Genomic DNA, 12622 nt, shown 5'->3' with positions numbered 1-12622 from the left:
TCATGGTGTCTTTGTAATTAAAGTGCTCAGTGGCACCTTTTTAAAATGAAAACAAAGCAATTTTTATCTGATGATCAAAAACTTGGTGTCTTCCTTGGCCGTTACCCAATGCTCCACTTCTTTGGAAAAACCAAAATGTTGTTGTGCTGTTAAATTAACAATTTGGTTCTCAATATGAAAATTGATGGAACCTTCCAAGACGATCAAATGGGCATCTTTTGGGGATGTGTGATTTGGAAATACCGCATTTTTGGCCAAGCTGATGCTCAAGATTTCCAAGGATGGGTTTTTGACCAATTGTTCTATCTGTAGACCATCAAAAGGTTGTTGGGTAATTGTATTGTCAATATCGATCATATACATGGGTTTAAACTTTTACTTTGTTATTTATATTCTTGTTTTAATTCGGTCCAGGATAGGAGTTTCCCACCATTGTCATCCAATGTGTTTTGGGCAGCCTTTTGCTCGGAAAATGCACTTAGAAAGGCACCCATAGGACTGGGAATATTCTCGCTGATCAAATAGGTGGCATTTTTGGCATCCACCAGTTCACCGGGTCGGTCAAAATCATTGACCAAAAACAGGGCCATCTCGGTTTGATCGTCCTTTAATTGGTTCAACATACATTCCACGGCGTCAAAATTGAATACCTTGCCTTTGGTGGTGACGAGCTGTGCTGCGTGTTGTTTGTCAACAATGGTCATACTACAATAATGACAACCAACATGACCGTAATCAATGGGTTTTGGACTTACGGAGCAGCCCATAACACAACCAAAGATTACAAGAAATAAGATAATGGATGGTTTCATAATGAATATTTTATTGTTTTTTAGTGTTTTTCCACCCCAAAAATCCTGCGGCCAAGGTAAGCATCATGCCAACGAACATGAGCCAACCTCCAGATGCAGGCATGGAGGTTACATCAAAATTCAACATCTTTACATGTCCCAATAACGGAGGTTTATAGGTCATCGCTGTTCCGTCGGGATTGGTCAATTTCATGATGGCATTGGGGTCCAGATTCGTACCATAGTCCACCAACCATTCATTGAAATCGTACATGCCCAATATACCCATAATGGACATCAGTACGAACCAACCAAGAAACCATTTGTAGCTAACCTTGTTGAAGTAACCCAATAACCCGATCAACACCCCAAGGGCCACCATGATTCCGATAACCATCGGAAAGGTGCTAAATTCCCACATGTCTTCAGCTTTTGGGAGCGTGTGCATTCCTATATAGTGGTTCAGGCCATCAATGTTTTGGATGTCAAATTCGCTTACTCCCTTTAGACCGTTGATATGGATGTTCAATCCCAAGGGATCAGGATATTGTGGAGCACCCAACATAATGTTCCAAAGTGGGAAAATGTATAATCCCAATAGGAAGAGCGGGCCAAAGATCATTAATATACTAGCCTTTTTCATTTCTTTTAATTTATAGGTTACAAACTGAGTGCGGTTTTTTGGTCGATGGTAGTTTGTCAATTTGTAAAAAAGCGGGCAGGTCGTGGACGCAGCCCGCTTCATTCATTGGTGAGTCAATCCGAATTATTCACCAAGTGACCATTTCAATTCTGTGTTGGAATTGGCAGGGGAGACCCTGACATATCCTTGCATTTCTTGGTGCAGGGCCGAACAGAAGTCTGTACAGTAGAATGGCCATACCCCAACTTGTTTGGGCTCCCAGACCGATGTCTTGGTTTGTCCTGGCATCACTAAAAGTTCGGAGGAGTTTTGACCCAAGATGGCAAAGCCATGGGGCACATCAAAATCCTGCTCGTGGTTGGTGATATGGAAATATACCTTATCACCGACCTTGATACCCTCAATATTGTCCGGGGTAAAGTGACTGCGAATTGTGGACATGTATACATGTACCTCGTTACCATCACGAACTACCTTTGAACCATCAGCGGTTGTTACGGCGTAGGGGTGCTGGTTTTCATCCAATCGATAGATTTTCTGTGATTTCGGGGCCAACAACTCAGCTGGGCATCCCGCAGCGTAGTGGGGCTCGCCGTGTGTTGGGAAGTCATAGATCAATTCCATTTTGTCCCCTGATATGTCATAGATCTGTGCAGAGTGTTCCATTTCCGGACCAGTGGGCAAGTATCGGTCCTTGGTAATTTTGTTCATAGCCACTACGTATTGACCAAATGGTTTTCTCGAGTTACCTCCAGGAATCATAAGGTGACCCACGGAGTAGTACGTTGGTTTTCTGTCAATGACCTCCCAAGTGCCCAATTTCCATTTGACCACTTCCGAGGAAATAAAGAAGGTGGTATAGGCATTTCCTTTACCGTCAAATTCGGTATGTAGTGGACCGAGGCCTCCACTTTTTACTTGTCCTGCCAATACATCTTCAAATTTTAGGATTGGGATTCCATAGGCTTCCCCATCGAATTTCTCACCTTCAATGGCGGCAATCATTTTATCAAAGGAGTGTACGGTTAAATCAGCAGATAGTTTTCCGTTACCGATAATGTATTCTCCTGATGGATCAACATCACATCCGTGAGGGGATTTAGGTGTTGGCAAAAAGTAAACTGCTCCAGGTACTTTTGTTGGATCAACGGTGAGTACCTCCTTACGCATTGTGGATGTGCCTGTGTGCGAATGCTCATCATATACATTGTGTGCATAGTTGGCCGGCATTTTAGTTCCCCCGCCATTGTTCACATACTCTTCGATTTTTTTCCAGTTGATGGCTGCAATGAAATCTTTGTCATTTTGAGAGGCATTTACTTCCAATAGAGTATTGGCCTCTTCGGTATTATAAGTGGTAAAGAAGAACCATCCATGGGATTTTCCCCTACCTGGGTGTGAAAGATCATAGTTGAACCCGGGCATCAACAATTGAAACTTGATGGCCATATGTCCATGTTCAGGATCCACACTTATAAAAGTCAGGGCACCTTTGAAGTTTCCTTTGTATTCACTGATGGACATATCCCTTTGGGGTACGGGTACGGCAAAACGGGTACCGGCCACAACATATTCTGTATTCTCCGTAATAAAGGACGAACTGTGGTTCCCGGCACTGTTGGGTACCTCAATGATCTCAGCTGTTTCAAATGTGCTCAAATCGACTCTTGCAATACGGGGGGTGTTGTTTCCGTTCACAAAGATCCATCTACCGTCCAACTCCCCATTGGTCTGGGAAATATCTGGGTGGTGAAGGTCGTCCCAAGGCACAAATCCATGGGAGGTGTTCAACATAGGGACAGTTTCTTCGGAATAGCCATACCCGGAAGTCGGGAATTGGGAGAATACTGGTATTTCTTTGAACATTCTACCTGATGGTAAACCATACACGGTAAGGTTACCACTATATCCTCCAGATAAAAAGGCGTAAAACTCATCTTGTTCCCCTGGGGCAACATATACTTTTTCGGCAGCACTGGATGACAATGCCCCGTTCGAACTTTGGTTTTGTTGGCCGCAGGAGACCAGCATCAGGGCTGCTCCCATGGTCATTATAAAATGATTATGAATTTTCATTGTTTTAGGGTTTATTCGTTTTTTTGGTTTTATATTGTTTATTGAGCAGGAGGTAGGATGACCTTGTCCACGACATGTACGATTCCATTTCCTGCGGGTACACTACCAATTATCTTGGCACCCCCGATAAAGACATCATCACCTTTAACTTCCACGGAAACATTTTGGTTATTGGCCTGTCCCAGTTTTTTGAATTTTTTTAAAAAGTCCTTGGAATAGTTGCCTGGGGTTACATGGTATTTGAGGATGTTTGCCAGGGCATCCTTGTTTTCAGGCTTCAATAGGTCTTCTACGGTTCCTTCTGGCAACGCATCAAAAGCGGCATTGGTCGGCGCGAACACCATTAGGGGTCCGGCATTTACCAAAACATTCTCCAGTTCAGCGGCCTGTACGGCTGCGACCAAGGTGGTATGATCAGCTGATCCTATGGCTATTTGTAGCACATTGGGTGTGGACTCATCATCTTCTATAAAGGCCTGTCCTTTATTGTTTTCCAATATAGCCTCGGATGCGTTTTGGTCGGAAACCGTGGTTTGGTTCTGGGCCCTATCCTTACAACTGCTGTTGAGCGCTAGTAGTAGAAATAGTCCCATGGTACTGAGTTTAATGGTTGATCTCATACAATTTATTTTAAGGTTCTAAAGTATTCGAGAATAGCTCTGGCCTGATCTTCCGTTAACCCTTGGTTGGACATTGGCGATCCATTGAATTCTTGGAGTAGATCTTTGGCCAAAGGATCTTGTTGTACCATTTCTTGGGGGTTCAAGATCATGTTCATAACCCATTCAGGGGTTCTTCGTTCCAATACTCCATTGGGAGGGGGACCAATAAATTTTTTACCAATTCTATGGCAAGCTAAACACATTTGATCATAAACCTCTTTTCCATTTGCGACCATGGCTTGATCAATATCTGGCCCCAGTTCAACGGATTTGATCGGACCAACCCCTATCGTGGTCATGTCCACACGTTCGGAGGCCTTTACCTCATTGGTCGCATTGGTTTCTGTAGGCTGTTCTGTGGGAGCCTTTTTACGTTGTACGCTAAAGCCTTCCTCTTTTTCCTTTTCATTCTTTCCTCCACATCCTATCATGACCATGGCAAAGAGCAGGGCTATTCCTTTTATTATAGTCTTCATGTATTAAATGGTTTTAAAATTTGATTCAAATGTATATAGTGACAAATAGGTATAACATGATATTAATCATAAAAAGGATAAAAATGTCTTTTAATCTTTGTTTAACATTTTAAGCCATGCTTTCCAATTCTTCCAAATATGCCATAAAAGGGGTTCTTTATCTAGCATTGAACTCCAATGCTGACCATAAGATCTTGGTCCGGGACATTTATGAGACCGTACATGTGCCGGAAGCCTATTTGGCAAAATTGTTACAGGAACTTTCCCGCCATGATATCATTTCATCCACTAGGGGCCCCAAGGGTGGTTTCTACTTAAGTGAAAATGACCGTCAACATACGCTAATGGAAATCGTTAAAGTCATTGATGGTGAGAAAAGAGTAAATTCATGTGTAATGGGTATTCGGAATTGTAATATGGACAATCCTTGTGTACTTCATAAACTAGTAGGGGCCAATAAGTCAAAATTTATCAAAGTCCTTGAGAACACCACCATTTTAGATTTGATTGAGGGAAAAGAGGATGTAGAGGAGTTTTTTCCATTGTGACATGAATATTCTTTTTTTTTATTGCCTTCTTTTCCAGCTGGCTTTGAACTCTTCGATTTTCCAACCTTGATACAAACCTCTATCAACAGCGATTCACTTTCAGTATTACTTCTTATTGATAGGCCTTTGAACAAGGTTTTTGTTTTAAAAAGATAACTTAGATGCAACAAAACTTTAAAAAGACAAATTGATAACTATGGACTTGGAAGGTGTTTTAAATTACAGACGTTCGGTCAGGGTTTATGATAAAGCTAAAAAGGTTGATACTAGAAAAGTAAAACATGGTCTGGAACTGGCGACATTGGCACCCAATAGTTCCAATATGCAATTGTGGGAGTTTTATCATATTACAGAACCGGATACTTTAACAAAGCTCTCGAAAGCTTGTTTGGGTCAAACGGCTGTCTCCACAGCATCTGAGGCTGTTGTTTTCGTAACAAGACAGGATTTATATAAAAAACGCTCAAAATTTGTTCTCGAATTTGAAAAGGGAAACATCCAACGCAATACTCCTGAAGAGCGACAGGAGAAACGTATTAAGGATAGGGAACTGTATTATGGTAGGATAATGCCACTATTATATGCAAGATTTTTTGGTATTGTGGGGTTATTTAGGGTTTTATTGACCAAAACCATTGGTGTTTTCCGCCCCATAACCAGGGAAGTATCTGAAAGTGATATGCGTGTTGTGGTCCACAAATCATGTGCATTGGCCGCACAGACTTTTATGATTGCAATGGCAAACGAGGGATATGATACCTGCCCATTGGAAGGATTTGACAGTAAACTGGTTAAGAAGCTTTTGAAATTGCCACGCGGGGCCGAGATAAACATGGTAGTCTCCGTAGGAATCAGAAAAGGAAATTCGGGTATTTGGGGCGAGCGGTGCAGGGTACCTTTTGATGAGGTTTACCGTAAACTATAGACTTATAAATTGTTATATAATATTAATACGGCCGAACTTGCCATCAGGTAGATTGAAGAAAGGCCATATCCGAATGGTCTTATGATTTCCAATTGGTGTAGGTAACTAAAAACGGATGGGCTTTCAAGGCGAAGTGTCCTATTTTATGCCAAAAAGGATTACTTGGATGCTAATAATGGAAATGATTGAGTTACGAGCTTCCCATGGACCTGCTTCCTTTGCGAATAATTTTCTTGCTTTCTTTCCCTTTGATGGCTACTCCGTCATCATCAAGCCATACAATGGCTCCAGTTGGGCATCGCTGAATAGGCACTTGGGTATTATGATTTTCAGTGTAATTAATGACAGGTAAATTATTTTTCATCGTAATCAAATCGCTAGGGGCATCCATAGCGCATTTACCACAGGCGGTACAGCCCACTTGGCAATCCTCCAGAACGGCCTCGCCATGTTCAAGGTTTTTACATGCCACCCACAGATGGTGACTAACAGGTTGCAAGGAAAATAAATCTTTGGGACAAGCTTCTACACAGTCACCACAGGCGGTACATTTTTCTTGGTCCACAATGGGCAGACCATGTTCGTTCATGGTGATAGCATCAAAATCACATACAACTTCACAATCACCATGCCCCAGACACCCCCAGAAACAGCCTTTACCACCGCCGGATACCAGGGCCGCTGCCTGGCAGCTTTGAACACCCACATATTGGGCACGGTTTATCGCCACATTCGTCCCGCCGGCACAAGCGAGACGTGCGACTTTTTTTTCTTCCGCTCCCATATCAACTCCAAGAAATCCTGCAATGGCCTGTCTGCCTTCATCCGTACTGACCGTACATTTTCCGGGTAAGGCTTTTCCGTGAACCAATGCTTCGGCAAAAGGTCTGCAGCCTGGGAACCCGCAAGCCCCACAATTGGCATGGGGCAACATGTCTTCCACTGTATCAATACGGGGGTCTTCATATACAAAGAGCTTTTTGTTTGCAACAATCAGCATAATTGCAAGGAGTAAGGTTAACCCTCCGAGTGCGGCTACTGCAATAATGATAGACATATCAATTCACGAATTAATTTAAAAAATAATTTCGGCCCACTTTCTACCAGCAATCAATTCAGCTTTACGAAGTCGCCACGCTTCTTCTGAACCCAAAATCTTGGAAAACGCTTTGTTGAGTTTGTCCAAGATGTTTTCATATCCGGCGACGTAGATATACGTGTTGGACATGGAAAGCAATTCTTTTAGTTCCTTGGTTTGTCCCTCAAGTGCTTTTTCCAGTTCAATGGGGTCGGCCCAATAGGGTCTTGGACTCAATGCATGAAAAGCTTCGAAGGTATCTTCGTCATAATAATTGGTAAGGTCACCATCCTTGTCATTCAAGTACAGTAATTCCAAACCGCTACGTGCCCCATAGAATAATCGGATTTTCCCTTTCCAATCTTTGACATTTTTATAAATATGTTTGATGAAAGCCCGGAAGGGGGCAATACCTGTGCCCATTCCAATGAGTATTAAATTAGCAGTCTTGTCCTCTGGAACCCTAAAGGGCAACTGAAAAGGACCAGTAACCGTAATTTCGTCTCCTTTTTTTCTATCGCATAAATAATTGGAAGAGATACCTTCATATTCTTCTCCACTGAACTCATCAACATACGAACAGCGTTTCACCAACATGGTGACCTGTGGGTTTCCCTTAACATGCTTTGGTAAATCGGCCACGCTATAAAGCCTGTGGTGCATAGTGTTTCCAAATTCTCCATTGGATTTTACCAATACGCCGAAACTTTGATCTACTTCGCAGTCAAATTCCGGATTCTTTACTTCAAGTACGATTTCACGCACTTCATCGGTGTCCGGTGGTGTTAGCCGCACTGTATTTTTTACGACCGCCTTATACCGTTTTTCGGTATTAAAATCTGATAAATGTGCCATGTTCTTTAATTATAGTTGTTATGTGTATTATTATTGATAATCAATTGATTATATATGTTAAAGCACTTTTTTTGTCTCTCCTTTCCCTCCATCTTTTCTTTCGCAAAAGCCGGTACATCCACAATTTGAGCAGCTTCTTCGACCGGCCAAAACATCATCTTCGGAGTATTCCTCCCGAAATACATTTTTCCACAAGGTTTGTACAAGCGCCCAAGCCAGTACAATGGTTACGGTTAATCCAATTCCTATGATGAGTGATTTAATCATTTTCTTTCTTTTTAAGCACCAAGACCTGCAAAGCCCATGAAACAAAGGGATAATATTCCTGCGATAAACAAGGTCAGCGCTGTTCCTTTAGAAATATTTGGTACCTCCGCAAAATTCATTTGTTCGCGTATTCCTGCGATCAATACCAATGCCAACATAAATCCAGCTCCAGCTCCTAGGGAATAGACAATACTTTGCAAAAAGCCATATCCTTTACTGGTCTGGAACAAGGCTACACCCAAAATGGCACAGTTTGTTGTAATCAATGGGAGAAAAATACCCAATGATTTAAATAATGCTGGACTAATTTTCTTGATAAACATTTCCACCAATTGGACCGTGGATGCAATTACGACGATATAACTGATCAACTGAAGGAAAGGCGCATCAATACTTACCAAAAATGCATGAATACCGTATGCACTCATGGAACTGATCAACATAACAAACATTACGGCTCCCCCCATTTTGGTGGCCGTTTCCATTTTCCCCGATACGCCCAAGAATGGACAAATACCAAGAAAATAGGCCAAAACAAAGTTGTTTACCAAGGCGGCATTGAGAAAAATCGAACCTAAGGACTCTGTATTCATGATTTTGCTTTTCTTGTTTGTAATGCATTAATAATTAGTAACCAGAGCGCTAGGGTAAAAAATCCCCCAGCAGGTAATATCATTACGATCCAACTCTGGAAACCTTCTGAAAAAATGGGAATATTAAAAATGGATCCGTTCCCAAGCATTTCCCTTACCGCGCCCAGACAAAAAAGGGCAAGCGTAAATCCCAATCCCATGCCCAAGGCATCAAGAATGGATCTTCCAATTGTATTTTTTGATGCAAATGCTTCGGCCCGACTTAAAATCAAGCAGTTCACTACAATTAGGGAGATAAATGCGCCCAAGCTCTTGTGAAGCTCAACACTGATGGCCTGAATGCCATAATCGGTTACGGTAACAAATGTGGCGATGATAAGAATGTACGAGGCTATGCGTACCTGTTTGGGAACAAAATTCCGCAATAGGGAAACCAAGATATTTGACATCAACAGGACAAAAGCCGTGGCCAACCCCATGGCAAGTGCATTTTCCGCGGTATTGGATACGGCCAGCGTAGGGCACATACCCAATACTTGTACAAATACCGGATTATCGCGCCATAACCCTTTGATGAATTCATCTGTTGAGGTCACTTTTTGCTTAGATGTAGAATTATCGTTGCTCATCGCTTTCCATTTGTTTTTGACCTTGTTTTGTTTCGCCCTTGTTGTACTGATTATATAATACAGGAACAATTTCTGTTGTACTCGTGCCCACAATATTCCCTATTGCCCTGGAAGAAATTGTTGCCCCGGTAATTCCGTCAATTTCCCAAGGGTTTTGTTTTTTGCCATTTTTCACGGTAATTACCTGATTTATAAGCTTACCATCTTCGGATACACTCACATCAAGTGCTTTGAAATTGTTGAGAAACCCTTCGTCCTTTTCAATTTTATCTCCGAGTCCAGGGGTTTCTTTGCTTTCCAGAACTTGAAATCCAATGAGTTTTTGCTGTTCGGGGTCATACCCATAAATTATTCTGATAATATCGGCATACCCTTGACCAGCTGCTTCAATTGCATATCCCACAAGCTTTTCATCCTTGTCATAGCCAGCATATATGGTGGTTTCAGTCTTGTCGCCTTTTTCGATTTTGACCAACTCATTATTGGTACTTACACCAAAAGCTTGCGTACGAACCGTTCCCGGAAGTACTTCAAAAATTGCTTTTTCCAAGGCTTCTGCTTTTAATCGCTGTACCCGTGGCAGTGTCAATTCATATGACATTACAATTAGAAATGCGCTGATAATGCCAATACCCACCATGGCCATTAGCATTTTTTTGCTACTCGCCGGATTATGCGTTTCTATGTTGGGAGTTTGACTCATGCAGCTTTGATTTTTCGTTTTGTTCCGTATACTCGATTTTTGATGACCGTATCAATATGAGGAGAGATGGCGTTGGCCAGCAGTATGGAATACATAACACCTTCCGATAAACCACCCCAAATTCGAATCACAATGGTTAAAATGCCTATGATTCCTCCATAAATCCAAAGACCAAGTGGTGTAATAGGGGAGGAGACCATGTCCGTGGCCATAAATACGGCCCCGAGCATCAAACCACCAGAGAAAAGCATAAACCAAGGTGATGGATACACTTCACTATTGATTAAATAAAATACTCCGCTCAATACAAATGCACTTAATAAAACAGCAGCTGGAATCCTCCAATTCATCATATTCCGAGCTATCAGGTAAAGACCTCCCAATACAATAATCACTGCACAGGTTTCACCGGCCGAACCACTTATTTGACCAAAAGCCAATTCTGCCGTGGATGTAGTAACACCATCAAATTTAAATGCTGAAAGTGGGGTCGCCCCTGAAACAGCATCAAATGTAGGCTCCATAAAAGGCCAAGTGAATACCGAACTTGAAATTGTTGAAAATCGATCGGGTAAAAAGGCAGGATGCCAAGTAGTGATAGCCACAGGAAAGGCGGCCTGTAAAACAGCTCTCGCTACGAGTGCCGGATTGAATACATTATATCCCAATCCTCCAAAAATATATTTACCCAGGGCAATCCCTATAACCCCACCTATAAAAGCCATCCATAATGGAAAACTTGGAGGTAAGGTAAGTCCCAATAATAGGCCTGTAATCACGGCTGAATAATCTCCAACAGTGGTTTCTTTTTTGGAAAGTCTACATAAAACATGCTCGGTCAATACACTGGCAATTGTTGCCATGGCAATGACCAACAAAGCATTCAACCCAAAGGAATACACAGAGAATAATACAACGGGCAACAATGCCCAAACCACATTTTTCATGATTTGATTGGTGCTGCTCCCTTTATAAATATGGGGCGATGAGCTGATATCTAAGGTTTTTTTAAGCATGTTCCTCTTCTTTTTTTTCTGCTTCCCGCTTTCTAACAATTCGTTTTGACAATCTAAAATATTGGACCAATGGAATATGGGACGGGCATACATAGGAGCATGATCCACATTCAAAACAATCCATGAGATTAAAATCTGAAGCCATTTCATTATAGGCTTCAAATTTTGCCAGTATTCCTAGTTTGGACGGGTTCAATAAAATGGGACAAGCGTCCACGCAAGCACCACATTTAATGCAAGGATAAATTGTTGATGATCGACCGACATCTTTCTTGGTAAATACTAAAATGCCCGAAGTACCTTTTACAATGGAAATGTTGAGGTTGGAAACCGCTACGCCCATCATGGGACCACCCATATAAACTTCACTGATTTCTTCGTCAACTCCCACTTGTTCCAAAACAAAGCGTAAAGGAGTACCTACGGGAATAAGATAATTACCTTTCTTTTTTACCCCGGGTCCCGTAATGGTAATCACACGCTCTTGTATGCCTCGACCATGGGGCAGTAACCTTCCTATTTCTGCCGTTGTAGCAATATTTACCACAACAACTCCAGCTTCGATGGGTAGTTTTCCCGAAGGTATTTCTTTACCCATGATGGAAGTGATCAACATTTTCTCTGCTCCCTGAGGATACTTTACAGGAAGTACTTGCACGGAAACAGGCAAATCTTTTGGTATATGTTTCTCCAAGTGATCGGCAGCATCTTGCTTGTTGGCTTCAATGCCGACAATGGCCTTTTGCGCTCCTGTGGCTTTCAATAGATATTTAATCCCTGTAAAAATGTCATTTTCCTGTTCCAACATTACCCGATGGTCCGTTGTTAGATAGGGTTCGCATTCCACACCATTAATGATCAGGGTATCACATTTTTTCCCCTCTGGAATTTTTAACTTGACATGCGTTGGAAAGGCGGCCCCTCCCAATCCTACAATTCCGGCATCTTGGATTCCCTGTAGAATTTCTTCCGGTGTAGCCGTTTCGGGATCTATCGGTTTGCCTTCGAGTACTTCTTGGGTGGAAGAAGGGAAGGCTTCCAAATAAATACCAGTGGACATTTTTCCAGAGATGGTGGGGACATTGGCTATTTTTCGAACTGTTCCGGAAACCGGGGCGTGCATGGGCACGGAAACATAGCCATTGGCCTTTGCCAATAATTGACCTCTTTGTACTTCCTGCCCTTCGCGCACCACAATTTGTGATGGCGCACCAATATGTTGCGCCATCGGTAAAATAATGACAGGAGCAAATGGAAATTGCCTTATGGGCAGACCATTGGTCTCGTCCTTACTTTCAGGAGGGTGAATACCGTGTTTAAAGGTATTTTTATGAAGATTGAAAAGCGCCATTATGCCATT

The 12622-nt window shown here is 42.2% G+C and carries 16 protein-coding genes; 2 read left to right on the top strand and 14 right to left on the bottom strand.

Annotated elements, in window-relative coordinates; translation table 11 throughout:
* Nucleotides 1-63: 63 nt before the first annotated feature.
* The 6 genes from ACQQ5U_RS14445 to ACQQ5U_RS14420 form a co-directional block, all read right to left on the bottom strand.
* A complete protein-coding gene (locus ACQQ5U_RS14445) occupies nt 64-357 on the bottom strand; it encodes a cupin domain-containing protein (RefSeq protein WP_414458422.1) in 294 nt (97 codons plus the stop codon).
* 26 nt (nt 358-383) lie between these two features.
* Nucleotides 384-812, bottom strand: coding sequence for a nitrous oxide reductase accessory protein NosL (locus tag ACQQ5U_RS14440; RefSeq protein WP_437398563.1), 429 nt, complete (start codon nt 810-812; stop codon nt 384-386).
* Nucleotides 813-822: 10 nt separating this feature from the next.
* Entirely contained in the window at nt 823-1434 is a 612-nt protein-coding gene (locus ACQQ5U_RS14435) for a hypothetical protein (protein ID WP_437398562.1), read from the bottom strand.
* 123 nt (nt 1435-1557) lie between these two features.
* Entirely contained in the window at nt 1558-3480 is a 1923-nt protein-coding gene (gene nosZ, locus ACQQ5U_RS14430) for a Sec-dependent nitrous-oxide reductase (protein WP_437398795.1), read from the bottom strand.
* Nucleotides 3481-3548: 68 nt separating this feature from the next.
* Nucleotides 3549-4130 (bottom strand): fasciclin domain-containing protein, encoded by a 582-nt coding sequence (locus tag ACQQ5U_RS14425; RefSeq protein ID WP_437398560.1) that lies wholly within the window; start codon nt 4128-4130, stop codon nt 3549-3551.
* Nucleotides 4131-4135: 5 nt separating this feature from the next.
* Nucleotides 4136-4648, bottom strand: coding sequence for a c-type cytochrome (locus ACQQ5U_RS14420; protein WP_437398558.1), 513 nt, complete (start codon nt 4646-4648; stop codon nt 4136-4138).
* Nucleotides 4649-4764: 116 nt separating this feature from the next.
* Here ACQQ5U_RS14420 and ACQQ5U_RS14415 point away from each other — a divergent pair, with 116 nt between their 5' ends.
* Both ACQQ5U_RS14415 and ACQQ5U_RS14410 read left to right on the top strand, forming a co-directional pair.
* Entirely contained in the window at nt 4765-5196 is a 432-nt protein-coding gene (locus ACQQ5U_RS14415; RefSeq protein WP_437398556.1) for an RrF2 family transcriptional regulator, read from the top strand.
* Nucleotides 5197-5392: 196 nt separating this feature from the next.
* Entirely contained in the window at nt 5393-6121 is a 729-nt protein-coding gene (locus ACQQ5U_RS14410) for a nitroreductase family protein (RefSeq protein ID WP_437398554.1), read from the top strand.
* Between the two features lie 190 nt (nt 6122-6311).
* Here the strand turns inward: ACQQ5U_RS14410 and ACQQ5U_RS14405 are convergent, their stop codons facing one another.
* The 8 genes from ACQQ5U_RS14405 to rsxC are packed head-to-tail and all read right to left on the bottom strand — an operon-like array spanning nt 6312 to nt 12613.
* Entirely contained in the window at nt 6312-7178 is an 867-nt protein-coding gene (locus ACQQ5U_RS14405; RefSeq protein ID WP_437398553.1) for an RnfABCDGE type electron transport complex subunit B, read from the bottom strand.
* Nucleotides 7179-7196: 18 nt separating this feature from the next.
* On the bottom strand, nt 7197-8054 hold the full coding sequence (locus tag ACQQ5U_RS14400; RefSeq protein WP_437398551.1) for a hypothetical protein: 858 nt from the start codon (nt 8052-8054) through the stop codon (nt 7197-7199).
* A 57-nt stretch (nt 8055-8111) separates the two neighbouring features.
* Nucleotides 8112-8321: a hypothetical protein gene (locus ACQQ5U_RS14395; RefSeq protein WP_437398550.1), complete on the bottom strand. Its 210-nt coding sequence runs from the start codon at nt 8319-8321 to the stop codon at nt 8112-8114.
* 11 nt (nt 8322-8332) lie between these two features.
* On the bottom strand, nt 8333-8914 hold the full coding sequence (locus ACQQ5U_RS14390; RefSeq protein WP_437398548.1) for an electron transport complex protein RnfA: 582 nt from the start codon (nt 8912-8914) through the stop codon (nt 8333-8335).
* Nucleotides 8911-9543: an electron transport complex subunit RsxE gene (gene rsxE / locus ACQQ5U_RS14385; RefSeq protein ID WP_437398547.1), complete on the bottom strand. Its 633-nt coding sequence runs from the start codon at nt 9541-9543 to the stop codon at nt 8911-8913. The genes ACQQ5U_RS14390 and rsxE overlap by 4 nt, the downstream gene beginning before the upstream one ends.
* Nucleotides 9530-10246 (bottom strand): RnfABCDGE type electron transport complex subunit G, encoded by a 717-nt coding sequence (locus ACQQ5U_RS14380; protein WP_437398545.1) that lies wholly within the window; start codon nt 10244-10246, stop codon nt 9530-9532. Before ACQQ5U_RS14380 ends, rsxE begins: the two co-directional genes overlap by 14 nt.
* Nucleotides 10243-11262 (bottom strand): RnfABCDGE type electron transport complex subunit D, encoded by a 1020-nt coding sequence (locus ACQQ5U_RS14375; RefSeq protein WP_437398543.1) that lies wholly within the window; start codon nt 11260-11262, stop codon nt 10243-10245. The genes ACQQ5U_RS14380 and ACQQ5U_RS14375 overlap by 4 nt, the downstream gene beginning before the upstream one ends.
* Complete coding sequence (rsxC, locus tag ACQQ5U_RS14370) at nt 11255-12613, bottom strand: electron transport complex subunit RsxC (protein WP_437398542.1); 1359 nt, start codon at nt 12611-12613, stop codon at nt 11255-11257. Before rsxC ends, ACQQ5U_RS14375 begins: the two co-directional genes overlap by 8 nt.
* Nucleotides 12614-12622: the final 9 nt, after the last annotated feature.

The sequence above is a fragment of the Flagellimonas lutimaris genome (genome assembly GCF_051494225.1).
In the GTDB taxonomy this organism is placed as follows: domain Bacteria; phylum Bacteroidota; class Bacteroidia; order Flavobacteriales; family Flavobacteriaceae; genus Flagellimonas; species Flagellimonas lutimaris_A.
Note: the sequence above shows the minus strand (reverse complement) of the source record. Positions and strands in the feature narration are given on the sequence as shown.

What these genes read in the sequence shown, in the direction of transcription:
- ACQQ5U_RS14445 (WP_414458422.1), bottom strand. Translation starts at nt 357, where the DNA reads ATGATCGATATTGACAATACAATTACCCAACAACCTTTTGATGGTCTA.
- ACQQ5U_RS14440 (WP_437398563.1), bottom strand. Translation starts at nt 812, where the DNA reads ATGAAACCATCCATTATCTTATTTCTTGTAATCTTTGGTTGTGTTATG.
- ACQQ5U_RS14435 (WP_437398562.1), bottom strand. Translation starts at nt 1,434, where the DNA reads ATGAAAAAGGCTAGTATATTAATGATCTTTGGCCCGCTCTTCCTATTG.
- nosZ (WP_437398795.1), bottom strand. Translation starts at nt 3,480, where the DNA reads ATGGGAGCAGCCCTGATGCTGGTCTCCTGCGGCCAACAAAACCAAAGT.
- ACQQ5U_RS14425 (WP_437398560.1), bottom strand. Translation starts at nt 4,130, where the DNA reads ATGAGATCAACCATTAAACTCAGTACCATGGGACTATTTCTACTACTA.
- ACQQ5U_RS14420 (WP_437398558.1), bottom strand. Translation starts at nt 4,648, where the DNA reads ATGAAGACTATAATAAAAGGAATAGCCCTGCTCTTTGCCATGGTCATG.
- ACQQ5U_RS14415 (WP_437398556.1), top strand. Translation starts at nt 4,765, where the DNA reads ATGCTTTCCAATTCTTCCAAATATGCCATAAAAGGGGTTCTTTATCTA.
- ACQQ5U_RS14410 (WP_437398554.1), top strand. Translation starts at nt 5,393, where the DNA reads ATGGACTTGGAAGGTGTTTTAAATTACAGACGTTCGGTCAGGGTTTAT.
- ACQQ5U_RS14405 (WP_437398553.1), bottom strand. Translation starts at nt 7,178, where the DNA reads ATGTCTATCATTATTGCAGTAGCCGCACTCGGAGGGTTAACCTTACTC.
- ACQQ5U_RS14400 (WP_437398551.1), bottom strand. Translation starts at nt 8,054, where the DNA reads ATGGCACATTTATCAGATTTTAATACCGAAAAACGGTATAAGGCGGTC.
- ACQQ5U_RS14395 (WP_437398550.1), bottom strand. Translation starts at nt 8,321, where the DNA reads ATGATTAAATCACTCATCATAGGAATTGGATTAACCGTAACCATTGTA.
- ACQQ5U_RS14390 (WP_437398548.1), bottom strand. Translation starts at nt 8,914, where the DNA reads ATGAATACAGAGTCCTTAGGTTCGATTTTTCTCAATGCCGCCTTGGTA.
- rsxE (WP_437398547.1), bottom strand. Translation starts at nt 9,543, where the DNA reads ATGAGCAACGATAATTCTACATCTAAGCAAAAAGTGACCTCAACAGAT.
- ACQQ5U_RS14380 (WP_437398545.1), bottom strand. Translation starts at nt 10,246, where the DNA reads ATGAGTCAAACTCCCAACATAGAAACGCATAATCCGGCGAGTAGCAAA.
- ACQQ5U_RS14375 (WP_437398543.1), bottom strand. Translation starts at nt 11,262, where the DNA reads ATGCTTAAAAAAACCTTAGATATCAGCTCATCGCCCCATATTTATAAA.
- rsxC (WP_437398542.1), bottom strand. Translation starts at nt 12,613, where the DNA reads ATGGCGCTTTTCAATCTTCATAAAAATACCTTTAAACACGGTATTCAC.